The sequence below is a fragment of the Latilactobacillus sakei subsp. sakei DSM 20017 = JCM 1157 genome (genome assembly GCF_002370355.1).
Classification (GTDB): Bacteria; Bacillota; Bacilli; order Lactobacillales; family Lactobacillaceae; genus Latilactobacillus; species Latilactobacillus sakei.
In genome coordinates this window covers 386,730-411,725 of record NZ_AP017929.1, presented here as the reverse complement: position 1 = coordinate 411,725, position 24,996 = coordinate 386,730, and the positions used below count along the sequence as shown (strand labels likewise).

At 40.4% G+C, this 24,996-nt stretch carries 20 protein-coding genes; 14 read left to right on the top strand and 6 right to left on the bottom strand.

Annotated features, from left to right (window positions below; genetic code table 11):
* The first annotated feature begins 64 nt into the window (after nt 1-64).
* Nucleotides 65-952, top strand: coding sequence for an ROK family protein (locus LEUCM_RS02000; protein WP_025016150.1), 888 nt, complete (start codon nt 65-67; stop codon nt 950-952).
* Between the two features lie 136 nt (nt 953-1,088).
* A complete protein-coding gene (locus tag LEUCM_RS01995) occupies nt 1,089-2,363 on the top strand; it encodes an APC family permease (RefSeq protein ID WP_231953277.1) in 1,275 nt (424 codons plus the stop codon).
* Between the two features lie 50 nt (nt 2,364-2,413).
* On the opposite strand, the gene LEUCM_RS01990 is transcribed toward LEUCM_RS01995, so the two are convergent.
* Nucleotides 2,414-3,850, bottom strand: a complete 1,437-nt coding sequence (locus LEUCM_RS01990) for an APC family permease (protein ID WP_056948595.1) — start codon at nt 3,848-3,850, stop codon at nt 2,414-2,416.
* A 216-nt stretch (nt 3,851-4,066) separates the two neighbouring features.
* On the opposite strand from LEUCM_RS01990, the gene LEUCM_RS01985 reads away from it, so the two are divergent.
* The 4 genes from LEUCM_RS01985 (at nt 4,067) to LEUCM_RS01970 (ending at nt 9,395) form a co-directional block, all read left to right on the top strand.
* Complete coding sequence (locus tag LEUCM_RS01985) at nt 4,067-4,825, top strand: ABC transporter ATP-binding protein (RefSeq protein WP_025016148.1); 759 nt, start codon at nt 4,067-4,069, stop codon at nt 4,823-4,825.
* A 14-nt stretch (nt 4,826-4,839) separates the two neighbouring features.
* A complete protein-coding gene (locus tag LEUCM_RS01980) occupies nt 4,840-6,660 on the top strand; it encodes an FtsX-like permease family protein (RefSeq protein ID WP_011373839.1) in 1,821 nt (606 codons plus the stop codon).
* A 182-nt stretch (nt 6,661-6,842) separates the two neighbouring features.
* Complete coding sequence (gene uxaC, locus LEUCM_RS01975) at nt 6,843-8,258, top strand: glucuronate isomerase (RefSeq protein ID WP_056936446.1); 1,416 nt, start codon at nt 6,843-6,845, stop codon at nt 8,256-8,258.
* Between the two features lie 111 nt (nt 8,259-8,369).
* Nucleotides 8,370-9,395, top strand: a complete 1,026-nt coding sequence (locus LEUCM_RS01970; protein ID WP_025016147.1) for a LacI family DNA-binding transcriptional regulator — start codon at nt 8,370-8,372, stop codon at nt 9,393-9,395.
* Between the two features lie 50 nt (nt 9,396-9,445).
* On the opposite strand, the gene LEUCM_RS01965 is transcribed toward LEUCM_RS01970, so the two are convergent.
* Nucleotides 9,446-10,102, bottom strand: a complete 657-nt coding sequence (locus LEUCM_RS01965; RefSeq protein WP_011373842.1) for a histidine phosphatase family protein — start codon at nt 10,100-10,102, stop codon at nt 9,446-9,448.
* Nucleotides 10,103-10,316: 214 nt separating this feature from the next.
* Here LEUCM_RS01965 and LEUCM_RS01960 point away from each other — a divergent pair, with 214 nt between their 5' ends.
* Nucleotides 10,317-10,775 (top strand): MarR family transcriptional regulator, encoded by a 459-nt coding sequence (locus tag LEUCM_RS01960; protein ID WP_011373843.1) that lies wholly within the window; start codon nt 10,317-10,319, stop codon nt 10,773-10,775.
* 373 nt (nt 10,776-11,148) lie between these two features.
* On the opposite strand, the gene LEUCM_RS01955 is transcribed toward LEUCM_RS01960, so the two are convergent.
* Both LEUCM_RS01955 and LEUCM_RS01950 read right to left on the bottom strand, forming a co-directional pair.
* A complete protein-coding gene (locus LEUCM_RS01955; protein WP_011373844.1) occupies nt 11,149-12,051 on the bottom strand; it encodes a proline-specific peptidase family protein in 903 nt (300 codons plus the stop codon).
* Nucleotides 12,052-12,124: 73 nt separating this feature from the next.
* The gene (locus LEUCM_RS01950; protein WP_016264408.1) at nt 12,125-13,963 is read right to left on the bottom strand and encodes a cation:proton antiporter family protein; all 1,839 of its coding nucleotides are present in this window, start codon (nt 13,961-13,963) and stop codon (nt 12,125-12,127) included.
* Between the two features lie 136 nt (nt 13,964-14,099).
* Here LEUCM_RS01950 and crcB point away from each other — a divergent pair, with 136 nt between their 5' ends.
* The 6 genes from crcB to LEUCM_RS01920 all read left to right on the top strand — a co-directional run bounded on the left by crcB (nt 14,100) and on the right by LEUCM_RS01920 (nt 21,500).
* On the top strand, nt 14,100-14,507 hold the full coding sequence (gene crcB, locus LEUCM_RS01945; protein WP_016264409.1) for a fluoride efflux transporter CrcB: 408 nt from the start codon (nt 14,100-14,102) through the stop codon (nt 14,505-14,507).
* Nucleotides 14,504-14,851, top strand: a complete 348-nt coding sequence (locus tag LEUCM_RS01940) for a fluoride efflux transporter FluC (RefSeq protein WP_016264410.1) — start codon at nt 14,504-14,506, stop codon at nt 14,849-14,851. Before crcB ends, LEUCM_RS01940 begins: the two co-directional genes overlap by 4 nt.
* Nucleotides 14,852-14,944: 93 nt before the next feature.
* Nucleotides 14,945-17,236 (top strand): RNA polymerase recycling motor HelD, encoded by a 2,292-nt coding sequence (gene helD, locus LEUCM_RS01935; RefSeq protein WP_056936445.1) that lies wholly within the window; start codon nt 14,945-14,947, stop codon nt 17,234-17,236.
* 107 nt (nt 17,237-17,343) lie between these two features.
* Entirely contained in the window at nt 17,344-18,273 is a 930-nt protein-coding gene (coaA, locus tag LEUCM_RS01930) for a type I pantothenate kinase (RefSeq protein WP_025016146.1), read from the top strand.
* 181 nt (nt 18,274-18,454) lie between these two features.
* Nucleotides 18,455-19,993 (top strand): glutamine-hydrolyzing GMP synthase, encoded by a 1,539-nt coding sequence (gene guaA / locus LEUCM_RS01925; RefSeq protein WP_172952568.1) that lies wholly within the window; start codon nt 18,455-18,457, stop codon nt 19,991-19,993.
* A 139-nt stretch (nt 19,994-20,132) separates the two neighbouring features.
* Nucleotides 20,133-21,500, top strand: coding sequence for a hypothetical protein (locus LEUCM_RS01920; RefSeq protein ID WP_056936444.1), 1,368 nt, complete (start codon nt 20,133-20,135; stop codon nt 21,498-21,500).
* Between the two features lie 210 nt (nt 21,501-21,710).
* Here the strand turns inward: LEUCM_RS01920 and LEUCM_RS01915 are convergent, their stop codons facing one another.
* Nucleotides 21,711-22,982, bottom strand: a complete 1,272-nt coding sequence (locus LEUCM_RS01915; protein ID WP_011373853.1) for a type II restriction enzyme — start codon at nt 22,980-22,982, stop codon at nt 21,711-21,713.
* Nucleotides 22,983-23,000: 18 nt separating this feature from the next.
* Nucleotides 23,001-23,864 carry a DNA adenine methylase gene (locus LEUCM_RS01910; protein WP_011373854.1) on the bottom strand — a complete coding sequence of 288 codons (864 nt, stop codon included), beginning with the start codon at nt 23,862-23,864 and terminating at the stop codon, nt 23,001-23,003.
* A gap of 216 nt (nt 23,865-24,080) precedes the next feature.
* Between LEUCM_RS01910 and LEUCM_RS01905 the strand changes: the two genes are divergently transcribed.
* Nucleotides 24,081-24,854 carry a DNA-methyltransferase gene (locus LEUCM_RS01905; RefSeq protein WP_025016143.1) on the top strand — a complete coding sequence of 258 codons (774 nt, stop codon included), beginning with the start codon at nt 24,081-24,083 and terminating at the stop codon, nt 24,852-24,854.
* The last annotated feature ends 142 nt before the right edge of the window (nt 24,855-24,996 follow it).

Genomic DNA, 24,996 nt, shown 5'->3' with positions numbered 1-24,996 from the left:
CTTTTTGATTAAGTTCAAAAGTTAACAATTGTTATCTTAAATAATAATTGGGGGGGATTTGAGAATGGCTAATTTAGCGCTGATTGATGTTGGGGGAACAACCATTAAATTTGCCTTATGGGATGGTACTGCTCATAAGTTAACAAAGCAGGGAATGGTTGCGACCCCTAAATCGCTAAATGCTTATTACGCAGCGTTGACCAAAATTGTTCGGACATATCAATTGTCAGATCAAATCGTCGGCGTGGGAATGAGCACACCCGGGGCAGTCAATAAAGCGACTGGGATTATTGAAGGTGCCAGTGCCCTCCCGTACATTCATAATTTTGAAATTCAAGGTGCATTAGAAATGCGATTTGGATTACCCGTCATTATGGAAAATGAGATTAATTGTGCAGCCTTGGCCGAATTAGGCAGTGGTTCAGCAGAGGGCTTACAGAACGTTTTATATTTGGCGATTGACTCAGACGTTGGGGGTGCGGTCATTATTGATGGACACATTCAACATGGCTCGCATCTGTTTAGTGGTGAATTTGGTGCGATGTTAATGGTTGATGGTCATCCGCTAAGTGAGGTGGGAACCATTACCTATTTAACGCAACAATATAATCAACAAGCCCATGCTGAACTGACGGGAACGGAAATTTTTGCTTTGGCGAGACAAGGCAATTCTTTGGCACACCAAGTGACTACGGCCTTTTATCAACATTTAGCGCAAGCTATTTATAATTTACAATATTGTTTTGATCCAGAAGCCATTATTTTAGGGGGCGGTCTTGAAAAGATTGATTTTTTAGTCCCTCATATTGAAATTGAACGTCGCAAATTATTAACGCAAGTTCAGTTAGCACCATTTGAAACACCACTTTTAGCGAGTCAGTATCAAGACGATGCTAACCTAATGGGAGCATTGGTTGATTTTCAACAGTGTTACCCGCAGAAAATGCTTTAACTGTCATTTATTTTAGTTTAAAATATGATAACTAATGTTTTTTTATATCTAGGAAGGAGTGATTGATATCAAAACGCAAACACCACCTCAAGAATTAAATCGAACAGTCGGCTTTACGGCCGCCTTATCAACAGTAATGGGGACTGTTATCGGCGCAGGCGTCTTTTTTAAAGCATCATCAGTAACAGAAGTCACAGGTTCAACGGGGCTAACAATGTTGGCCTGGTTGCTTGGTGGTATCATCACGATTTGTGCGGGCTTAACGGCTGCTGAACTGGCAGCTGCGATTCCAGAAACCGGCGGTATGATGCGCTATATTGAGAAAACTTATGGCAGTGTCGCAGCCTTCCTACTAGGTTGGGCGCAAACAACGGTTTATTTCCCGGCCAATATTGCTGCATTATCAATTATTTTTGCGACACAATGTTTGAATTTATTTGGATGGGCGCCTAGCTGGCAAATTCCGGTTGCAGTCATTGTCGCAACGAGTTTAACAATTATGAACTTCTTTGGAAGTCGTGTGGGTGGCTTTGTTCAATCCTTTACGACTGTCTTTAAATTAATTCCTTTAGCTATTATTATTATTTTTGGGTTAATTAACCCGGGGACTAACGCAAGTCACGTTTCACTCTTTACTGTAGCAGGAACGGGTACATCGAATAATGTCTTATCAGCATTGGGTAATGGGGTATTAGCAACATTATTTGCCTATGATGGCTGGATTCATGTTGGGAATATTGCCGGGGAAATGCGCCATCCTGAAAAGGATTTACCAAAATCAATTTTGTTAGGTCTTTTTGGAACAATGGTGGTTTACCTCTTAGTTAACGCAGTCTTCCTACTAGTCTTACCAATCTCACAGATTGCTGGTAACGAAAATGCCGCTGCTGAAGTGGCTGGCCATTTATTCGGCGGTTTTGGTGGTAAGCTAGTAACCATTGGGATCTTAATTTCAGTTTATGGTGCAATTAACGGTTATACAATGACCGGGATGCGTGTGCCATATGCGATGGCAACTGAACAACACTTACCATTTAGCAAACAACTTAGCCGCTTATCAAAAGCTGGCATTCCAATTTTATGCGGGATTTTACAATTAGTGATTGCGATCGGCATGATTTTTGTGGGTGGTTTTAATACCTTGACCGATATGTTAATCTTTGTCATCTGGATATTCTATGTGATGACCTTTGCCGCAGTGATTATCTTGCGTAAACGCGAACCAGAAATGAAACGGCCTTACAAAGCAGTTTTATATCCAGTAGTCCCATTAATCGCGATTTTAGGGGGAACGTTTATTGTGATTAACACCTTATTCACGCAAACGATCTTAGCCTTAATCGGGTTGGGAATCACATTGATTGGCTTACCAATCTATTACTACTTAGAAAAGAAATATCATCAAGCTTAAATAAAAAACGGCTAAGCCCTTGTAAAATCACAGGTCTTAGCCGTTTTTATTTAAGCTGTTTTTTTTCGTTGATACTTAGCGATTAATGGGAGGATGACCCCTAAGCCCATTAATGAAACGGAAACCACGACGTTTAAGATCAATTCGTGGGTGTATTTAGAAGTGCCTGGTGTGGCATCCTGTGGGAAGATACTGAAGATTGTCCCTAATGCGGTGATAAGCAAGCACCAGAAACCAACAATAATCGCCCAAGGTTTGTTTTTAATGTACGTATATTCTGATGGGTATTTGTCGCTGTTGAAGCGGACCCGTAAGAAGGCGACGAAGATGAAGCAAGTAACAAATGGTGAGACGATGCCGTTGATATTCAACAACCAATTAAAGATATCGTTGATGGCGGGTAAGAAGGCACTTGAAGCTAGCACGAAAGTACAAATCCCAGTCGTTAACCAGTAACCGTTGATTGGTAAGCCTTGCTTGTTAGTCTTTGTGAGGGCCTTAGGTAAGAACTTCTTAGCAGTATCAGATAAGAAGATTCGGGTCCCACCATCGAGTAACATAGCGAGTTGCGCGCCCATGTAGATGGCTTGTGTAACGGCGAAGATGTAGAGCAAGACTTTGCCCATATGGAATTGTTGACCTAGCGCTAAGAACGCGTAGTAAGAACCGTTCATTTTTAAATCATTAGGTAAATGGTTGGCATCGAAGAAGACACCAATCGCAAATGAGCCGAAGATTGTTAAGAAGGCTGTCATTAAAGCGAGGGCCATCATGGCTTTAGGGAAATCTTTTTTGCCATCTTTCATTTCGCTGACATATGGTGCGACTAATTCGGCACCGTTCATGGCGAAAATTAAAAGGCCGATGGTTGAGAAGTAATGTAAATCGAATTTAGGAATAAAAGTATGCCAGTTCATTGGTTGTGTGGCGATAGGGGCGCCGTTAAATAGGCCGGCAAATGTCATGAGAACGAATAAAATCGTCATGATAAACATTGCGCCACCCCCAACAATACTGAGGATTTGCAGTGACGCTGTAAATTTATGTTGGAAGAAGATGAATAAAATAGTGATAGCGGCTGTTAAGAGTGCAAATGTCGCCCGTGACAACTTATCTTCAATATTACCGTTCCCCATGATAATCCAGAAGAAGGAAACGACCATTGAGTTGGCAACATCGACTAAGTAAGGCAAACTGGCAACCCAGTAACACCAAGCAGTGAGGTAACCCCAAACATCCCCACTGGTATGGCGCATCCAACTGGATAAACCACCGCCATCTTTACTGAAAGCTGAGCCTAAGTGGCCAACCATTAATTCATAAGGTAAGACATAAGCGAATAATAGCACGATCCATGAGAAGACAACCGCCATCCCTTGGTTTTGAAAGTTATAAATAATATCATCGAAGCCAATTACCGTGACAAAATCCATTAAAGCGAGGACTTGCCAGGTAATGTATTTCTTTTTTGGTTCAATTTCATCCATTACAAAAATACCCCTTTTCTGAAAATAGCAATGTTTCTATTATAGTCAAAGATAATTAGGAAGACAAAATTTTTTTGATGTTTCACATGAAATTTTTAAAAAGTGAACCTTACAAACTTGTTATTTTAATCTAGCGAATTGTCATTTTAAAAACAGGCGATAAGTTATTTAATCCGATATACTAGTTGTATTAATGAAATTTGGAGGCATTTAACTATGGATACACCAACAGTTGTTAGCGTAAAAGATGTACAAAAAACGTACGGTAAAGCTAACGAAAAACAATATACAGCTTTAAAAGGCGTGACCTTTGATGTGCAACGTGGCGAATTCGTCGGCATTATGGGTGCTTCTGGTTCAGGGAAAACAACGCTTTTAAATATCCTATCAACTTTAGATAAACCAACCGCCGGTGAAGTGAAGATTAACGATCAAGAAATTAGCCGCTTAAAAGGCAATGCATTAGCTGACTTTAGAGCTCAAGAAATCGGCTTTATGTTCCAAGATTTTAACTTACTTGAAAACTTAACAGCTTACGAAAATATGGCATTACCATTAACGCTCCAAAACGTGACTGGTAAAAAGGTCCGCGAAAAAATTACAACAATTGCCAAAACGTTATCAATTGATGCGATTTTGAATAAGTACCCAACCGAATTATCAGGTGGACAAAAGCAACGAGTGGCTGCTGCCCGGGCTTTAGTGCATAATCCAGCCATTCTTTTTGGGGACGAACCAACTGGTGCGCTTGATTCTAAGAGCGCCCGTGAATTATTGGATACAATGGCCCAATTAAACGAAGAACAACGCGTTTCAATCTTATTGGTGACTCATGATCCATTCTCAGCAAGTTATTGCCAACGGATTCTCTTCATCAAAGACGGTCAAATTGGACAAGAATTAGTGCGTGGTGACAAAACACGTGAAGCCTTTTACCAAGAAGTTTTGGATACATTAGGAACATTTAACCACTAGGAGGAAGACTAAATATGCTATGGAAATTATCATTAACCGGCATTAAAGGCCGGTTTAAAGACTATTTAGTCCTTTTTTCGGGCCTAATTATGTCGAGTGCCATTTTTTACATGTTCGAAGCATTAGCGACTAATAAGGATTTTGTGACGAGTAATTCCCCAATTGGCATGGCAGCGATTGTCTTCCAAATTGGTTCCGTCTTACTCGGCATTATCACACTGGTCTACATTATCTACGCCAATAGTTTCTTGATGAGTATGCGGCGCCGTGATTACGGGATGTTCATGATGTTGGGTGCCAAAGGGCGCAAGATTGCCCAATTGATTGCAGCTGAAACGCTCGTCATTGGGACGGCTGCCACGTTAATTGGGACGGCGATTGGGATTGGATTAACGCAAGTTGTGAGCCAATTCTTACTTTCTCGATTAGACATGCATATCAAGCATTTCTCACCACTCTACTTACCAGCGGTGATTACCACCTTGATTTTCTTCATCGTTTTATTCATCATTGCGGCGGTTGTTAACCAATATCAATTATTGAAAACACCTGTCTTACAATTACTCCATGATGATCAACAACCAAACCGCATTAAGGAAAATAAAGTTACGCGCTTAATTCAAATCGTTTTAGGCCTTGTCTTCTTAGCGGTTGGTTATTACATGATGATTGCAATCGCAACGTTCCAAGTGATGGGCTTAGTGATTGCCTTAGTGACAATTGTTTTAGGGACCTATTTCCTATTTAACGCCTTTTTCGGTTGGTTATTGATGCTCTTAAAACGCAATGAAAAGTTGCGGAATAAGGGTTTAAATAACTTCACGTTAGCGCAATTGAGTTTCCGAATTAAGGATTACACAAAAATGTTGGCTTTAGTAGCGATGCTTTTTGCACTTGCATTAGGTGCGATTACGGTCGGAATTGGTTATCAAAATGAAATTCCCAAGATTGCTGACTCAGCATCTGCCTATGACGTGGTTTTAAATCAACCCACTCAAAAAGCTTTGACACTGACTAAGGATCTCAAAGGGGTTAAACAAACGGCGACGTATCAAGTGAAAGAAGATGCGAAGACAGTTTATTACCGGACTGCTCAACTAAAACAAACACCGTTATTGACTATGGAATATGGTAAGACGGGTAGCGTTTCTACCGAGACAAAAGTTCGCCAAGTCCCATTACGTGAACTTCAAACAGGGGATACCTATCTCTTCAGATCAATTCAAGTACCAAGTCAAACGGCTAAAGCAGTTAAACTTGTTTCTAATGAGGTCTTTGCACAAATCGCAGCGCCAACCAAGGTTGTTAAAACCTACGATGTGCAAGACTTTAGCGCTAACTTACCTGTCATTAAGAAGTTATATCAAGAACAACTCAAAGCCAATCCAGAGTTGAAGGCTAACCCAGAAGCTGATAGTAGTAAGTATGTCAGCTATAAGATGGCTAACGGCGTTTTCAGTGGTCTTGAATTCATGGGCTTCTTCTTAGGGATTGCTTTCTTAGCAATGTTAGCTAGTTGCCTAATGTTCAAAATTTTATCGGGTGCGGCTAGTGACGTGAAACGCTATACGATGTTGGCTAAAATTGGCGTTCGTCAAAGCCTCTTGAAGCAATCGATTGCCAAAGAAATCGGCGCATTATTCCTATTACCAGGGATTGTTGGTGTCGTGCACGTCTTGTTCGGCTTACAAATGTTCAAAGAATTAATGATCGATCCATACAATCAAATTTGGATTCCATTCAGTATTTTCATCGTGTTATATGCCGTGTACTATGTGGTGACAACGTGGTTATATCGGGGCATTGTTTTAAAAGAAACTAAATTTGGGGAATAAATAAAAAAGGCCTGTTAAGCGCAGTTCAAAGCGCTTGACAGGCCTTTTTTGGATTGGAAGAAGGATTGACAATCGCTTATGAAAGCGCTATATTATTGATGTTGAAGAAAAGACGCGCGGTTTTTCTTTTTTATTTCGCATTAAATGTTAACGATAACATGACGATGAAGGAGCGTTAAGATATGCAATTATTAGATGATGATTTTCTCTTAGACAATGACATGGCCAAGACGTTATACCACGATTATGCAGCGCAAATGCCGATTATCGACTTTCACTGCCATTTGAACCCTTCAGAAATCTATCAAAATAAGAACTATACCAACATCACTCGCATCTGGTTGAACGAAGGGACGTACGGCGATCACTACAAGTGGCGTTTAATGCGTGCCAACGGCGTTGATGAAAAATATATCACCGGTGATGGCGATGATTATTTAAAATTTATCGAATGGGCTAAGACAATCGAAAATGCCTACGGTAATCCACTTTACGAATGGACGCATTTGGAATTACGCCGCTTTTTCCACATCGATGAACGTTTAACAGCGGAATCAGCACCCCGTATCTGGGAAAAGGCCAACCAACTCTTACAAACAGACGACTTCAAACCACGTCAATTGATAAAAAATTCAAATGTACAAGTGGTCTGCACAACTGATGATCCTGCTTCTGACTTACACTACCATCAGTTATTAAAACCGGAAGAAGCTGCCAACGGCTTTAAGACGTTACCCGCAATGCGCCCTGATCAATTGATGCAAATTGATCGTGACGGTTTTGGTGATTATTTGAAGACCCTTGGAAAAGTAGCTGGGGTTGAGATTCATGATTTTGAAACGATTGTAACAGCTTTGACGCAACGGTTCGAATTTTTCAATGAAACGGGCGGGCGCTTATCGGATCATTCGCTATTGACTTACCATTTTGAAGAAGCGACTCAAGCGGAATTGGATGCGATTGTTGCTAAAGGGATTAATAACGCTGCACTCAGTGAACACGAAATTAATCAATATTTGACGATGTTGTTAGAAGCATTGATGAAACTCAATACGCAATTCAACTGGACGATGCAATTCCATATCAATTCTGATCGTGATTTAAACCGCCCAATGTTCGCTAAAATTGGTCCTGACACGGGTTATGATGCTGTCGGGACACAACCTGACATTGTTAAACATATCAGCGCACTCTACACGAAGATGCAACAAACTGAAGACGTGCCTAAGTCAATTTTCTACTCACTAAACAGTAATGATTGGTTAGAATTGGCAACCATGATGGGCTGTTTCCAGGGTGGGACAACGCAAAAATTACAATTGGGCGCCGGCTGGTGGTTCAATGATACCGCCGAAGGGATGACCCAACAGTTACAAGTCTTCGCACAACAGAGCCTCCTACCACACTTTGTTGGGATGTTGACGGATTCCCGGAGTTTCCTATCATATCCACGCCACGAATACTTCAGACGTGTTTTATGTAGCTTCTATGGCCGCTTGGTAGAACAAGGTCGTGTGCCAAACGATGCTGCAGAATTAGGGCGTGTTGTTCAAAATATTGCCTATAATAATGCGCACGATTATTTCGACTTTTTTTAAAATAAATGAAAGAAGCCTGCGATGAATTATCGCGGCTTCTTTTTTATATTCAGCGTGCGCAATGATTTCTGGTACAATGTTCTAAGAGCGTACAGAAAGGAAGCATGCGGCGTGAAAAAGGCTGATAAGACAACCGTCACGATTCGAACGATTGCACAACTTGCAAACGTCTCGCATATGACGGTTTCACGAGCACTGAATGATAGTGAGCTGGTAAAACCAGCCACGAAGGAGAAAATTTTAGCGATCGCCAAGGAGATCGGCTATGTGCCTAATATTAACGCGAAGAGTCTAGTGACAAATCGGTCTTATATGATTGGGATTTTCTTTACCAACCTTGAAACAGGGACTTCTAATAGCTTTATGACTGATGTTGTGGCCCAAGCGCAATCGGTACTGCCCAAGAGTTATTCGCTTTCGATTAATAGTGTCGCCAAAGCGATGGCTGGGCAGTATATTTCAATTAATAACTACGATGGGATTATCGTTATTAGTCAGTCTAAATCTGATTATGATTTTATTGAATATGTTCATAACCTAGGCTTACCGTTAGTTGTTTTGAACCGGGTGATCGAACGTGATGACATTAATAATTATGCGATTGGCGATCGATTAGGTGGTGAGTTAGCCACTAATTATGCGATTCAAATGGGCCACCGTAAGCTAGCGTTGATCCGGGGCATTGATTCGTTCGAATCATCCGTCCAGCGGACTAATGGGTTCATGCAAGCTGTTGAGGCGAATGGCATTGCAGTTGACCCGACACTAATTAAAGTCGGCGATTATCGACCAGAGAGTGGCCATGAATTGATGCGGGAGATTCTGGCGAGTGGTAATATTCCGTCCTGTGTTATTTGTGAGAATGATGATATGGCGGTTGGTGCGATTAGTGCCTGTGTTGAACTTGGTTATCAGATTCCACGCGATATCTCATTTATCGGGTTTGATGATATGGCATATGCCAAATTTATTACGCCGTCATTGACGACAATTAAAAAACCGACTGCCCAAATCATCGAAATGGGTGTCGCTAAATTAATGGCGATTGTTGAAGGCGAGCAATCAGACGTTGAACAAAAAATTGTTGATCCAGAAATGGTCATCAGACAATCAGTCGTTAATTTATATCAACACTAATAAAAGAAGCGCTGAAAACCAAATTGGTCTTCAGCGCTTCTTTTGATATTTTAAAGGGTTAATTCATTATAACTTTGAACTGTGACGCCTTCATCAGTGAGGACCACTTTTGTGATACTACCGTTCATCGGGCTCACCGTTACGTCAAATTGACCATTGCCAAATTTGCCGACGATACTGCGAATGGTTGTGCCATGACTGACCATCAAGACATTATCGCCATCTGAACATTCTGAGCGAATTTGTTTGAAGCCTTTACCAACGCGGGCCCAATATTCGGCCGCATTTTCAGCGTCGTTAAAAGGATCAGCTTCTTTCATGAAGTCTTTTGAAGCATCGAGTGAGTACTTCGTAATGATTTCTTTGAAAGTTTTAGCGTCGTGGCTAGCGCCAGTCATGTACCAAGCTTTCGCTGAATCTTCACCTTCATAGTAACCGTAGAATTCTTCGCGGAAATGAGGGGTGATTGTATAGGGTGTATCGAGGTAGAAACTCTTTTTAAGAATAATCTTAGCCGTATCCATCGCGCGACTGCGATCACTTGAGTAAGCCTGGGCGAAGTTCACCTTTGAAAGTTGTTTGCCGGCTAGTTCAGCGTCTGCGATGCCTTTTTCGGTAAGGGGTGAATCGGACCAGCCTTGCATCCGGTTGTAGCGGTTGAAGAAAGTTTGTCCGTGACGAACTAAGTAGAGTGTAATGCGTTTCATGTAATGACCTCCATCGAAAGCTTTAATTAATTCTATTCTAGCATAGATAGCGCTTCATTTTCACATGAAACATAGTTAATACTAATATCAGGATTATTAATTTAACGAATGAGCGTATATCTTTAAAAGTTGGAATATGTATGATAACTTTTATTAATATTGTATTTTACAAAAGTATATTTTTAACGATATTAATAAAAAGGGATGATTTTGAATGGCAAACAAAGTAAGCACTGCAATCAGTGTAGATCAGTTTAATGAATGGTACCTTAAAATTGGTCAAATCTATCATAAAATTAATCATATTACGGTAAGCCATGATCTTAGTTATGACCAATATTTGATTATGCGAGAACTAAAGCGAATCCCTAGTATTGAAGTGACAAAGCTGTCCCGGATGTTTGATATTACGAGTCCGGCGATTTCGCGCAAGGTCAATGTCCTCTATAAAAAGAAATTGATTACTAAAAAGCGGAGCGATATTGAAGATCAACGGAAAGTTTTTATTTGTCTAACACCATTAGGTGAACAGTTAATTGAAGAGCTGGAAGATGATTTTGAAGCTTTATTTAAAGAAATGATTGGCGAAATTAATCAGGAACTAATGCCGCTTTTCAAAAGTACGGATTGTTTTTATAATTACCTTTCAAAAAAAGCACAGCAACAAGCCTAATTTAAAAAGTAAAAAGCACCTAAGCTATGATGAAAATCCGCTAGGCAATGACTGCGGGGGATTATCACCAAATCCTAGGTGCTTTTTTGGGTGTTAATGCTCAGAAGCTATCCGTTTCAAACGCACTTCAAACGTGCTTCTCGAACTACCTTTTCCGGTTAACTAAAAAATGGTAATGATGGTTGAAAAACACCGTCATTACCATTTTTGTATTAATGCTCAATTACTAAGCACGCCAGTCAGCACTTTGTTCTGAAACGTGCTTTTCGAACTGCCTTTTCCGGTTAACTAAAAAATGGAAATGATGGTTGAAGAACACCATCATTTCCATTTTTCTGTTAATCCTCAAAGCCAAAACGTTCGAATCAGCACTCTAGTCTTTGAAGTTGCCACTTTCTACGTCCTTGATGAATGTCTTCAAGTGGTCGAAGTATACTGGGGCGTTATCAATCATATGATGATGACCACCATTTGGTGTTGTCACCAAACGTGAATGTGGAATCTTTTCAGCCATGATCTTAGCTGTTGCGATTGGCATTGTTTCGTGTTCGCCAAATGTGATTAATGTTGGGACAGTAATCTTGTGGAGTTGGTCACGGAAGTGCCAGTCCTTCAATTTACCAGTCACAACGAATTCGTTGTCGCCTTGGAAGACGCCATAAACGTCTGTTGCCATTGTTGGGATTAAATGTGAGATAGCTAATGGTTGTTTACGATCAACGTAACCAGCGTTTAATTTGTCAACAAGTGCTTGGTATTCGTCGTTATCGTAATCGTTCTTAGCTTCACAGTCTTGCATGAATTTTAATTGTTCAGGGGTCATGATATCTTCGCGAATTTTGTTGATGTTTGTCACATATTCGTCGATTTCATCAACCATACTTGAGATGATGGCACCCTTCAAGTGTTGGCCGTATTTAGCAGCGTACATTTGAACTAATGCGCCACCCCATGATTGGCCGATTAAGTAGAAGTTGTCGATGCCGAGTTTTTGACGGACTTCTTCAACTTCGTCTAGGAAGTAATCGTAAGTTAATAGTTGGTCATTGCCTGGTTTTGAGTAATCAGGTTGATCAGAATAAAATGAACCAAGTTGGTCGTACATGTGTACTTGCACACCAAGATCAGCTAATTCCTTACCGAAGTTTTCCCAGTATTCGTGATTGCCACCAGGGCCACCGTGTAAGCAAAGTAAGTGAATATCGCCTGTTCCTTGCGTGTTCGTCCACAAATGATAACCATTATCCAATGTGAGGATCGTTGTTCCTTGTTTCATATCTGCACCATCCTTTAATTATGATAGTTTCATTATAAACCTATTAAAGGAAATGTGCGAGTGTTAACAAGGATTAGTTGCGGGTTTCTAATTGCCGTCTAATCGCTGGTACAGCTTTTTTGTTACCGGTTAATATCAAGTGATCGTTCAAGTGAATTTGCGTGTCACCATGTGGCATAATCAGTTCCTGATTGCGGTAAATTCGGCTAATAGTAACTTGGTCCACAAATGGTAAGTTGGAAATCTGTAAGCCAGTGAAGCGTCGGTTTTGGACGGTCACTTCGAAGAGTCCGGCATCGGTATTGTCGATGATTTGAAGCGTCGATGGTGTTTCAATTAAACTCCGCAGTAAGCTGATATTGGCTTCGTAAGTATTGAAGACTTCAACACCTTGTTCCTTAAGTTGATCGTATTTTTCATCTAAGATATCCTTTGCTTCAAACCGGGCGATAATCCGGGGCACCTTAGCGTCAAGTGCTAGTTGGGCGAGGCGATAATTTTGTTCATGGTTCAGATAACCGAGGATGATAATATCGGCATCAAAAGCACCGGATGTCACAAGGCTATCCTCACTGAGATCTGGTAGTAAGGTCAGGTCAGCGGCACTGTGGTAGATTTCGTAATTGCCTTGGTTATCAGTGAAGAGTTGTGTGGTATAAAGCCCGTTTGATAGTTGTTGGGCAATGGGAATCGTCATAATGTTGGCGCCGATAAACTTAACGCGTTTGCGCGGTAAATCTTCGGGTGTTGGTTGATAGAAGCGATTGAATAGGATTGGACCGAGGATACAACTTAAAATGGCAGCCAAGGTGAAGGCCCCGGATTGTTGTTCGGTAATGGTTTTTAAGTTTAGACCCACCGTTAAAATGGGCAAGACCAACGTAATTGTTGTCGCACTTAAAAAAGTACCTGCAATCGCATTAGTTTGTTTAAAGCGCCGTTTTAAAACCCAGTAGGTAGCTGCTTTGGAGAGCATAAAACCGATGAAGAAAAAGGGGATTAACGACAACGATTTACGATCCGCTAAGAGTGCTGGCAGGTCCAATTTAGCACCCGTCATGATGAAAAAGATCGGGATGAAAAAGCCGTAACCGATGGAGGTTAACTTATCGGTTGTTTCTTCGCGTGGCCGTAATAATTTCATGACCATTCCGGCTAAGAAGGCCCCTAAAATACTTTCGGCGCCGACTTCTTCAGCAATTGACACGAGTGTAATGATTAAGAAGAAAGCCAAACGGATGTCGAGTTGCGTGGTGGATTTATCAATCCGGGCGAAGAAATGATAGACGCCTTTGAAGCGGACTAACAAATAAATCGCAGCAACGAAAATTAATGATAGGAGCCAGAGACTTTTCGAACCGGGGTTATTGAGGGATGAATAAACCGTCAATGCGACCAACGGAATGATTTCGCCCAACACCGCAATCAAGAGAATTGTTTGACCGAGTGGTTGGCTAAGCAGTTCCTTTTCCTTGAGCGCGGCAATTACGACACCGAGGGCAATCGTTGAAAAGAGGATGGTTGCCAGACCAATATCTTTAAAGAGGCCACTCCAAGCGAGTAAACCACTTAAGCCAAATGAAATCAGCAAGATAAAGGCAAAACTGGTAATCGCTAATCTGACTGGACTCGGTTGAACTTTTAGTTGGGGGTCAGTTGGTGTGGGTTGTTTTTTAAAGAGGTCAAAATCGATTTCCATCCCACTTAAGAAAATCAAAACGGTCACGCCCAGCGTTGAGAGTTCCGTTAAAGTCGGGGTGGAGACGATTAAATGGAAGCCACTCGTCCCTAAAATAATGCCGACGATAATTTCGGCGACGGCGGTGGGCAGATAGGACATTTTAAATTTAGCCATCAGAAGCGGCGTCATTAAAGCCGCTAATAAAACGATGACAAGTGCAAGGTTAGTCATGACTAACATCCTTTCGAAATACAAAGTTGTTTAAGAGGATACACTAGATACTTTAAAAATTAAAGGTCAATTTACAATTCGGTCAAACTTGGTTAGTATGGAAGGAATAAAAACAAGAAGAGGTCAGGTCACGATTATGAAAATAAAAGAGAGTTTAGCCGTTGGCAGCTTTGCCTTTTTCGGTGGTATCTTGCGTTATTTAATCGGATTGGTATTGAATCAGCCAACTGGGTTTCCGTATGGGACTTTGTGCGTCAATTTAATTGGGGCGTTTTGCCTACCATTTTTGATGCGCTATATCGTGGCACGCTTACATTTGTGTGACCAATTAGCCTTGGCAATTGGGACTGGCTTTTTTGGTGCTTTCACAACGTTTTCGAGCTTTAGCGTCGACGCGATTCGATTGGTAAATCAGCAACAATGGTCAGCCTTTGCTTGGTATGTCGGGATTAGCATGATCGGGGGCGTCTTGTTGAGTTTACTAGCGGATTACTGGGCGGTTAAATTGACACACAACCCTGAAGAACAGGAGGTCTCACAATGACCATTTTATTAGTTGGTTTGGGGGCAGCGCTGGGCGCCATTTTGCGGTATCAATTGACGCGAATTGGGAATCACGTCGCTAGTGAATTCCCACTGATGACCTTTTTAATCAATCTAACCGGTAGCTTTTGTCTGGGCTGGTTGACCGCATCTCAATTAAGTCAGCCGGTGACGCTCTTTTTAGGCGTCGGTGTGCTTGGCGGGTATACGACCTTTTCAACCTTAAATAGTGAACTGAGCCAATTGTGGTTTCGGCGCCGGTATCATATTTTCTTTGGTTACTGGCTTTTGACCTATGGATTGGGTCTGTTGGTGGCTGCAGCCGGCTTTTATGCTGGTTTATAGCTGATAACAGCCAGTAGGCCGATTGACTCGCACTCATGTGAATTAAGTGTTAAACTGGTAGGGCTATTTATTTAAAACAGGGAGGCATTTGCTTTGACTGACGTACAGAAATCATTGGAACAAAGCCGATTAACAGAAATTATTGGTTTAATTAAAAAAGCTGAGACCCATTTTGAAGGGGCTGTTAAGCGCGCAAAATCGGAAGAAAAAGAAATTAACGAGAACTTCTTCAACGACGTTCGCCTTAACTTCAATAACGATTCCGCGATGACTGAAACCGCCGTTTCGATTGAACAGCAGCGGCAAATGCTACAAGAACGCAATCACTCGTGGCAACAATCTTCACGGCAATTGGCAACCTTGCAAAAGATGGAAAAGACGCCATACTTTGCCCGTGTTGATTTTCAAGAAAAGGGTGAACCTAAATCCGAATCAATTTATATCGGGTTAGGCTCATTTACAGATACCGACGATCATTTCTTAATTTATGATTGGCGGGCACCAATTTCATCAATTTACTATGAAGGTAAGACGGGCGCTGTGACGTACCAAACACCAGACGGTCCGCAAGATGTGAATATCTCACTTAAGCGTCAATTTTTGATTGAAGATGGCCAAATCAAGGCTTTATTTGATACGCAAGAAACGATTGGCGATCAAATGTTATTAGAAGTGTTAGGTGAAAAATCTGATACACAGATGAAGAGTATCGTGACGACGATTCAACGTGAACAAAATCAGATTATCCGTAATACCGATGCTGATTTGTTATTCGTTCAAGGGGCAGCTGGCTCAGGGAAAACGTCAGCTATCTTGCAACGCATCGCGTTTTTACTCTATCGCTATCGGGGCAATTTAGATTCGAGCCAAGTAATCATGTTCTCGCCTAACCAATTATTCAACGACTACATCGCAGATGTGTTGCCTGAATTGGGCGAACAAAATATGATTCAAATGACTTACTTCCAATATGTGGCGCGCCGGCTACCAAACATGGCGGTCCAGAGCCTCTTTGATCAATTCGAAACACCAGTTAACGAAACCGATGGCCGGATTAGTCGCTTGAAAGAAAGTCTCGTCTTTTATAAGGCTGTTAAAAAGTACGCTGCACATCTTGAAAAAGCCGACATGCGCTTCCGCGATATGAAGGTCAAGGGCCGCGTCTTGATTACGAAGGAACACATCAGCGAGGTTTATTACCGGTTTAATGAAAACTACCATCTCGGCAATCGATTAGATGCGACTAAAGAAAGTTTGTTGCGGACATTGAGCCACAAGGTCGATCACGAAACTAAGGCCGACTGGGTGACTGAGCAAGCCGAGAATATGAGTGATGAAGAAATCCGCGAATTGATGTCTGGTAAAGATTTCAAGACGGGTGATGCTGAAAGCAAGTTTATTGCTAAGCAGATCGTGCTAGAAGCGTTCAAACCCGTTCGCCGGTCTATTCAACGCAATCGCTTCTTAAGCATCCAGGCGCAATATATTCACTTCTTACGGGTTGTGCCACAACTTGTGAAGTTAGCCGATTTTGATATTACAGAAGAGCAATGGCAAGACCACGTCACTCATTTTGTCGCACAATTGAAGGCTAAGCAGATGACGTTGCAAGATGTCACACCTTATCTTCACCTCTACGATTTGATGACGGGTAAAAAAGGCGAACGTGATATGCGTTTTGTCTTCATCGATGAAATTCAAGATTACACGCCTTATGAATTGGCCTTCTTGAAGCTCCACTTCCCTAAGGCGCGCTTCACATTATTGGGCGATTTGAACCAAGCGATTTTCACTAAAGGTAATAGCACAAATCTCTTGCAACAAGTCCAACAATTATTTGATGCCCAAAATACAAAAGTGGTGCAATTAACACGTTCATACCGGTCAACGCAACAAGTGACCGACTTTACCAAGGGCTTATTAAAAGGTGGCCAAGCCATCGAAGCCTTCAACCGAGTTGGCGATAAACCAAACTTGATTGTGCGCCAATCAGAAGCTGAGTTAGTGGCTGATGTCAACCGCCAATTAGCAGCAAATGAAGCGGATAAATTATCGACGGCGATTATTACCAAGACATTGGTGCAAGCCCAAGAATTGACGAAGATGCTCAAGGAAACGGGAACCAAAGTCACCTTGATTCGTTCCGAAAACCAACGTTTAGCAGCCGGGACATTAGTGGTCCCAAGTTTCTTAGCTAAAGGTTTGGAATTCGATGCCATTATTGGCTGGCAAATCAGTGCCGCCAACTACAATCATGAAGATCAACGGCAATTGCTCTACACGATTTGTTCAAGAGCAATGCATCGCTTGACCTTGTTAGCCACTGATGCACTCTCACCACTGATTGATAATGTCGATCCAGAAAAATATACATTAACAAAATAATACGACTAGAGGGACTCATCAAATTGCTTGGTGAGTGCCTTTTTTTGTGTTAATTATGGTAAAATGTAACCGTTTAGCAGTTAGTTAAGCCCTGGGAGGATTAAAGCATGAAAAACGAGATGAACTATTACGAAATCTCGCGAGAAGAATGGCGTTATTTTCACGGCCGTGGCGAAAAATACACCGCCATTACGGACGATGAATTACAGCAAGTCAGCGGCTTAAACGACCGCATCTCGTTAACGGATGTCAGTGACATTTACGTGCCACTCCGTCATTTATTACAAATGAAGTATGAACAATTCCAAGAAAATCAAATTAAGCAGTCTGAATTTTTAGAAATCAAACCGCACAAAACACCGTTCATTATCGGCATCGCCGGTAGTGTCGCGGTTGGTAAGAGTACCACCGCGCGTCTATTGCAGCTATTACTGAGTCGGGTCTATCCAGATAAGACGGTCCAAATGATTACGACCGATGGCTTTTTATATTCAACCTCTGAATTGAAACAAAAAGGGATTCTCGATAAAAAAGGGTTCCCCGAAAGTTACGATATGCCGCAGTTAATCAGCTTCTTGAACGCTGTGAAAAATAACGTGGCGCCGGTTAAAGCGCCCAAGTATTCACATCAAATCTACGATATTATCCCGAATGAGTTTGATATCATCGATGATCCCGATATTTTAATCGTCGAAGGGATCAACGTTTTACAATTACCGACAACCGAACAAATTTACGTCAGTGATTTTTTCGACTTTTCAGTTTACGTGGATGCCAATCCAAGTTTAATTGAGAAGTGGTTTCTAGAACGCTTTGACCTCTTATTAGATCTCGCGAAGGATGACCCAACGAACTATTATTATCCTTATGCGATTAGTGATCGCGCCAGCGCCTTTAAGATGGCCCGGCGTGTCTGGCGCGACATCGATTTACGTAATTTGAACGACTATATTTTACCAACAAGAAACCGCGCCGATTTAATTTTGCATAAAACCAAACATCACCTGATTGATAAGGTATTTCTACGAAAATATTGATAGTAGAATGAGTTTTTTCACAGGAATGGCTGTCATCCATTGACGTTTTCATGATTAATCAGTAGAATAGATACATTATAAAAAAGTTTTAGCGTTACTAATCGAGCTGAGTAAAACGAGGACCATTTAAGTTTTACTCGGCTTTAATAAAAAAGGAGTGAGTTGTTTGGCCCAAAAGGACATGCAAGATTTCGATAAGATTATCGTTTTAGATTACGGTAGTCAGTATAATCAATTGATTACACGTCGTATCCGTGAATTCGGGATTTTCTCTGAATTGTTGCCTAACACGACAACAGCAGCAGAAATCAAGAAGATCGCCCCTAAAGGAATTATTTTCTCTGGCGGCCCAATGAGTGTTTACGATGATGGTGCCTTTTCAGTTGACCCCGAAATTTTTGAATTAGGGATTCCAATTCTCGGTATTTGTTACGGGATGCAGTTGATCAGTTTCAAAAATGGCGGTAATGTTGAAGCATCAACAGAACGTGAATATGGTAAGGCTGAAATTACAGTGACTGACAAAGACAGTGACTTATTCAAAGGTCTTCCTGAAAAACAAACAGTATGGATGAGTCATGGTGATAAAGTGACTGCAATTCCAGAAGGTTACGTGACAGTTGCTGAAAGTGATAATACACCATTTACAGCAATTGAAAACCGCGACAAACATATTTACGGGATTCAATTCCATACTGAAGTGCAAAACACTGAATTTGGGAACGATATCTTGAAGAACTTTGCATTTGGCGTCTGTGGGGCCCAAGACAACTGGACAATGAACGATTTCATCGACATGCAAATCGAAAAGATTCGCGAACAAGTCGGTGACAAGAAAGTCCTTCTTGGTCTTTCAGGTGGTGTTGATTCTTCTGTTGTTGGGGTGTTATTACACCGCGCAATTGGCGACCAATTGGTCAGCATCTTTGTTGATCACGGCTTACTCAGAAAAGGCGAAGTTGAACAAGTTATGGAAAGCCTTGGCGGTAAATTTGGCTTGAACATCATCCAAGTTGACGCTAAAGAACGTTTCATGAGCAAACTCGCTGGCGTTTCTGATCCAGAAAAGAAACGGAAGATCATTGGTAACGAATTTATCCAAGTGTTTGACGAAGAAGCAACTAAGTTAAACGGGATTGACTTCTTAGCGCAAGGGACTTTATACACTGACATTATTGAAAGTGGTACAAGTACTGCGACAACCATCAAATCACATCATAACGTTGGTGGTTTACCAGAAGACATGCAATTTAGCTTAATTGAACCTTTAAATACATTATTTAAAGATGAAGTTCGTGACCTTGGCGAAAAATTAGGCATGCCATATGAACTCGTATGGCGCCAACCATTCCCAGGTCCTGGCCTTGGTATTCGTGTCCTTGGCGAAGTGACTGAAGATAAATTGAAGATTGTCCGCGATAGTGATTTAATTCTTCGTGAAGAATTTGCACTCGCTGGTTTAGATAAAACCGTATGGCAATACTTTACAGTCTTACCAGGCATCCGTAGTGTGGGTGTCATGGGTGATGGCCGGACATACGACTACACAGTTGGTATCCGTGCTGTTAACTCAATCGACGGCATGACAGCCGACTTCTCACGTATTCCATGGGATATCTTGCAAAAGGTTTCTGTGCGAATCGTTAACGAAGTCGATCACGTCAACCGTATCGTGTACGATATCACGAGCAAGCCACCTTCAACAGTGGAATGGGAATAGATTCTCAATTAAAAACACCGCAAATTGTTTCGACAACTTACGGTGTTTTTTTGTGCAATAATTCAGGCTTTTAACGTCAGGTCTTTGAAATTAGGCGCAATATAAGGTACCATCTAGTCAATGGAAGTAGGGATGATTGATGGTAAATGGTAAACAATTAGAAACCAGTGAAAAAATCAAACAAGGGCTCGTTTTTGCGGTTGCAAAACTGATTCAGATCTTACCGCTGATTGGCTTAACGATGTTACATAGCGGTCATACCGCGGCATCCTATATGCCGTATATCTTATTTTATACCGCGTTGAAAACTGGCTTATTATTCGTGAATAGTCTGGGTCACGTGCAGAATTCGTTTAAAATAACCAGTATCAGCATGTTATTAGCTGCTGGGGCCTTATTCGTGTTAGCCATTTCGCCGTGGTTATATTTAACGGATATTGCGGCCTTTATTTTGGGCGCCAGCGCCAGTGTGATTATGCCGACCTATGAAGGTGTTTATTATCACGAGCGGGTAGTCTGGAAATGGCATCTGATGGGGACCGAAATTAAAACGTTATTGGCTTTTAGCTTAGTAACAGTTGGTCTATTGACCATCGCTAGTCATTTTTCATATCGGTTAGTCTTTATTGTTATCATGCTATTTGTATTGATTGGCTTTGTCGGGATGCAACGCTTCGAACCATTTGTGAAGCAACTTGATGAATCAGTATTTGTCGCACAAACCAAATCACTTAATAACTTGGAACTATTTGTCTGGGCAACCGCGATGGCTTTTGCGCTGAGATATCTGCGCCTTTTTGAAGCCCGATTTGTCTGGTTATTAATTACCGTTGCTGTCATTGGTTTAGTCGCGCTAGTCTTGCGGGTGATCATCACGCGTGGTACTAAAACGAAGATGCCAGGTTGGCTCTTGATTGCGGCCTTAATTAACGGGGCGTTTGAAACGTTCTTAATGCTCTATATATTTGTCGCGATCCAAAATCAGGGCTTGATGATAGGGGCCTATGTTACTTACGGTGCGGGGATGATTCTAGCCCAAGTTATTCGAAAGAGCGTGCAAGGGCGCTTTTCGAAGTTATCAGATTTAAAAGTCCAACTACTGGGTTTTGTGGTGGGTGCTTGGTTGATGATTACGCCGCATCTAATTTTATTAGGCATCTTATTAATTAGTTTCTTTGGCAGTGCTAACAGCATTCTTTTGAATCACCGCGCTTATTACACCGGTGTCACAACGCCCGCGCAAACCTTAATCGTTAAATATCGGAATACGTATCTAGGTAGTATCCTGATGCAATTTATCTTGATTATTGGCTTGATGGGCTTAGCCGTAATGCGGCAACAAGACATGACGACCGTGATTGCTCAAATCAGTGGCAGTGTCGCAATGTCGGACACCACCAGTCAGTTAATTCACCTAGCCGGTCTGATTAGCGTTGGCTTCTTAACACTGATTGCCGGATTGGCAGGTAGATATTTACCAGCGATGGATGAAAATCCGCTAACTTAATGGATAAAAAACGGTCCCTAAACGGGGCCGTTTTTTTGTGGTTTTTGAGGATTATGTTATTACTTATACGGATTTTTTTGGAGATTAAAAGTATAAAAACGCCCTACTGGTGCAAGACTCAATTAAACGAATAGTGACGCTTTAAAATATACGCCGGATTCTAAAAATAGGTATTGTTAATTATAGGAATTATAGTTTGGGATGCTAATACTATTCAATTACTGAAAAAATCCAACTAATCCATTGTTTCACTGTACTACGTCTACGAGGAATAGTTTTTCCACTAATATTTGGTACATATTCTGCGAGGACACTATCGATATAGGAATCATCAGATTCGCCATTATTTTTTAAATAGGAGTCAAAAACGAGTTTAAAAGTGATATGGCTAAGTATTTGTCTAATAATTTTTTCATTGCGGAAGTCAGAGTTGGGTAAAATATTGATTGATTGACCTAAATCAGTTAATACATACTTACTATGTTCCCTTTTTGCTAACCCTAAGAACCTAAGAGAATTTGCATAGTAATCACTTTGCCGAACATCGAAATTAAATTTTTCAGCAAGAGTTTTTTTATCAATAGGAGTAGCTAAATACTGCATCATATCTAAAACTGTTTGAAATGTATTGGCTTGAGGATATACGATTTCTGTTGATTCTGGAAGCATGGGGCTTTGGTGAGATATCTGTTTTACTACATCTGAATTTAGGTTTAAGGTTCGATTTAATATAAAAGAGTATTGTTCAACCTTTTTAATAGATGAGTAATTATTGACATCAGTAAAATCATATTGATAAAAAGTATATATATCATCAGCAAAAGTAAAGTATAGAGGAATGACTGGTTTTTGTGTTCCTAAAGTATTATAAACACGAAAAGGATGATAGAGTTGACGAATAATGAAATCTTCAGGTATGTGGGTTTTCGCCTCAACGATAGCCAGTTTATCAAAGCTTTCAAAGCCTGCATCAATCTCTACCTGAGCATTAGCAACATGAAAATCGTATAAAGAACCGTCTCTTTGAGCAATTTTGTAATTTAAATCACCGGATTTTAGGCGACCTGTTATTGTATCAATAGCGGGGAAATTTTGATCGCTCATTAGGATGTGATCAATCATACCTGAGGCTTTTGCGACATTTAAAGCTACTGCTTCTGATGTAATACCAAACGAGTCCCAAGTACTTACCCAAGAAGGGAGAGTTTTAACGATTGGTCGTATATTTTCATATTTTAATTTCTGGTATGCTTTGAATCTACCGATTGTATATGTTCCACGTGAGGAAGGTAGTATTACTAACTTATTTTTCTTAAATAACTCGGGTAAACTAGATGACCAATCATACTTTGTTATTAGTCTAGGTTCATAGAATTCTTTGATTTGTTTTGCGGAGATATTAAAAATACCATTAGTATCTATTTGATCTAGAATATGATACTTATCAAATAATTGAGTCCAAGCGTCATTTGCTTTTGTCATAACAATCCCTCTATTAGATTAATTTTCATCAAGGTAGTTATAGTTCATGATTAAAACTTCATCCACTTTACCTCTGCCTGTTGCTTTTGAATTTATACTACGAGATGCCGGCACAATTACAGTTGTATCTTTATAATTAGCATAAATTTCATGGATATAAGGGACAGAGGAGTTACTGAGCATTACTTTAACGCCTTTGGCAGTCAGACGATCTACAAGATCTCGTAAACGCTCTTGTTCATCTGCGCCAAAACCGTTTAATGTGTAGCCTACAAAGCTTTGCCGATCATTGACCATTGGGGCGTATGGAGGATCAAAATATATAAAATCTCCCCTTCTTGCCCCTTTGACAGCATCTTCGAAGTCGCCGTTGATAATTTTGATAGTTGATTTATTTAAAAATTTACTTACATGTCGTAGAACTATCTCATTAACGATTGCTGGGTTTTTATATTTACCATAGGGTGTGTTGATTTGATTTTGACTATTAACTCTGAATAAGCCATTAAATCCGGTTTTATTCAAAAATATAAAACGAGCAGCACGTTCAACATTTGATTTGGTATCAATAATTCCATTTCTATCCCACTCACGAACTTCATAATAATAGTCACTACTGGTATTTGCTTCGTGAATTTTTAAGTTGCTAATTAATTCGTCGATGTTATCCCTAACAGCATTATATGCAAGGAAAAGTTCAGTATTGAAGTCATTAATAGTAGATTTATTATACTGCAGTTGAAAAAAGACAGCACCTCCACCAACAAAAGGTTCGTAGTACCTTCCAAAAGTTTTTGGCATATACTTTGTTATTTGGGGGATTAATTGACGTTTGCCACCAGCCCACTTCACGAATGGCTTAACAAGTGGGTTCTTATTCATTTTTTTCACCTCTATATAAAACGTATGTTTGTATAATGATACACCAAAATAGGGGGATTTAATAGTGTTATTCGAGACCTGAAGGACTTTGTTTCTTCATTTAAATTCTAATTTTCTTTAATAGTATTGGTAAGACAGGGCACCTCAAGAATAAACTTCTTAAGTATGAAAAAAATGAAGCAGTAATGTGTATAGGTTTAATAGGTGGTGATTATTATGAAACAAGTTTACAAAGATGAACTAGTTAAATTGATCTGTAGTGACACGTTTGAGTGTATGCAAAGATTCCCCTCGAATTCAGTGGATGTAATTATTGCTGATCCTCCATACTTTTTAAGTAACGGGGGTTTTTCGAATAGTGGAGGTAAGATGGTTAGCGTCAACAAAGGAGAGTGGGATAAAATTAATGATGTAAAGCCTGAGGTATTTTATACAAGACTTATTCGATCTGCGGATCGAATTTTAAAAAAAGATGGTACAATATGGGTATTTGGTTCGATGCATAATATATACATATTAGGGTATTTATTGCCAAAATATGGATTTAAGATATTAAATAATATTACTTGGCAAAAGTCCAACCCAGCTCCTAATTTAAGTAAGAGGATGTTCACACATTCAACTGAAACTATTATTTGGGCAAAAAAAGAGAGTGGAAAACAATTCTTTAATTATGATTTAATGAAAGAATTAAATCATAGTAGTCAGATGAAGGATGTTTGGACGACACCAACTATTAATAATTATGAGCGCCGATTCGGAAGACACCCAACCCAAAAGCCATTGTCTGTTATTGATAGAATGGTAAAAGCAAGCACAGATTCTGGGATGATATTGTTAGATCCATTTGTAGGTTCTGGAACAACTGCAGTTGCAGGAGCAAGGAATGGGATAAGAACGATTGGAATAGATAACTCACAAGATTATTTAAATATAGCAATAAAAAGAGTATCAAATTTTCAAGAGGAAAAATTAGGAAAAATTAAATAATTATTATATTTAATGGCTAGATTAATCTAGCCATTTTTTTGCTTAAAAATAGGTGACGAATAACAGTTATAACTGTAGTGAATAGAAAGCTAATGCGGTACAATAACACTTATAGAATAGTTAGTGATTAATTTATCCTATG

Coding starts and splice junctions, on each gene's coding strand:
- LEUCM_RS01985 (WP_025016148.1), top strand. CDS start 4,067: ATGGATACACCAACAGTTGTTAGCGTAAAAGATGTACAAAAAACGTAC.
- LEUCM_RS01905 (WP_025016143.1), top strand. CDS start 24,081: ATGAAACAAGTTTACAAAGATGAACTAGTTAAATTGATCTGTAGTGAC.
- coaA (WP_025016146.1), top strand. CDS start 17,344: ATGAAAAACGAGATGAACTATTACGAAATCTCGCGAGAAGAATGGCGT.
- uxaC (WP_056936446.1), top strand. CDS start 6,843: ATGCAATTATTAGATGATGATTTTCTCTTAGACAATGACATGGCCAAG.
- LEUCM_RS01915 (WP_011373853.1), bottom strand. CDS start 22,982: ATGACAAAAGCAAATGACGCTTGGACTCAATTATTTGATAAGTATCAT.
- guaA (WP_172952568.1), top strand. CDS start 18,455: ATGCAAGATTTCGATAAGATTATCGTTTTAGATTACGGTAGTCAGTAT.
- LEUCM_RS02000 (WP_025016150.1), top strand. CDS start 65: ATGGCTAATTTAGCGCTGATTGATGTTGGGGGAACAACCATTAAATTT.
- LEUCM_RS01990 (WP_056948595.1), bottom strand. CDS start 3,850: ATGGATGAAATTGAACCAAAAAAGAAATACATTACCTGGCAAGTCCTC.
- LEUCM_RS01950 (WP_016264408.1), bottom strand. CDS start 13,963: ATGACTAACCTTGCACTTGTCATCGTTTTATTAGCGGCTTTAATGACG.
- LEUCM_RS01965 (WP_011373842.1), bottom strand. CDS start 10,102: ATGAAACGCATTACACTCTACTTAGTTCGTCACGGACAAACTTTCTTC.
- LEUCM_RS01920 (WP_056936444.1), top strand. CDS start 20,133: ATGGTAAATGGTAAACAATTAGAAACCAGTGAAAAAATCAAACAAGGG.
- LEUCM_RS01980 (WP_011373839.1), top strand. CDS start 4,840: ATGCTATGGAAATTATCATTAACCGGCATTAAAGGCCGGTTTAAAGAC.
- LEUCM_RS01955 (WP_011373844.1), bottom strand. CDS start 12,051: ATGAAACAAGGAACAACGATCCTCACATTGGATAATGGTTATCATTTG.
- LEUCM_RS01940 (WP_016264410.1), top strand. CDS start 14,504: ATGACCATTTTATTAGTTGGTTTGGGGGCAGCGCTGGGCGCCATTTTG.
- LEUCM_RS01910 (WP_011373854.1), bottom strand. CDS start 23,864: ATGAATAAGAACCCACTTGTTAAGCCATTCGTGAAGTGGGCTGGTGGC.
- crcB (WP_016264409.1), top strand. CDS start 14,100: ATGAAAATAAAAGAGAGTTTAGCCGTTGGCAGCTTTGCCTTTTTCGGT.
- LEUCM_RS01960 (WP_011373843.1), top strand. CDS start 10,317: ATGGCAAACAAAGTAAGCACTGCAATCAGTGTAGATCAGTTTAATGAA.
- LEUCM_RS01995 (WP_231953277.1), top strand. CDS start 1,089: ATGGGGACTGTTATCGGCGCAGGCGTCTTTTTTAAAGCATCATCAGTA.